Raw genomic sequence first — 430 nt, 5'->3', positions numbered from 1 at the left:
GGTTCAACAGCGTGAACTGGGCCTGCATATCGGTCGGGAATGCCGGATGCGGCGCGGTACGTACGTTAACAGCCTTCGGACGTTTGCCATGCATATCCAGGCTAATCCAGTCTTCGCCGACTTCGATGTCCGCTCCAGCGTCACGCAGTTTCGCCAGCACGTCGTCGCGAGTATCTGGCTGCGCGTTACGGCAGATAAATTTGCCGCGAGAAATCGCCGCCGCCACCAGGAAAGTACCGGTTTCGATACGATCCGGCAGAACGCGATAGACACCGCCGCCTAAACGTTCCACACCTTCGATGACGATACGATCGGTGCCCTGACCGCTAATTTTCGCACCCAGCGTAATCAGGAAGTTCGCGGTATCGTCGATTTCCGGTTCACGCGCTGCGTTTTCAATAATCGTGGTGCCTTCCGCCAGGGTTGCAGC

Annotated in this window: 1 protein-coding gene; it reads right to left on the bottom strand. The window is 57.4% G+C overall.

What is annotated here, in order from left to right; all coding sequences use genetic code 11:
- The coding region (locus K0039_RS25590; protein ID WP_500303723.1) for a carboxyvinyltransferase at window positions 1-430 on the bottom strand (430 nt) is incomplete at both ends.

Source organism: Terrisporobacter mayombei (genome assembly GCF_020748465.1).
Taxonomy (GTDB): domain Bacteria; phylum Bacillota; class Clostridia; order Peptostreptococcales; family Peptostreptococcaceae; genus Terrisporobacter; species Terrisporobacter mayombei.
This window is presented reverse-complemented; position numbering and strand designations above follow the sequence as displayed.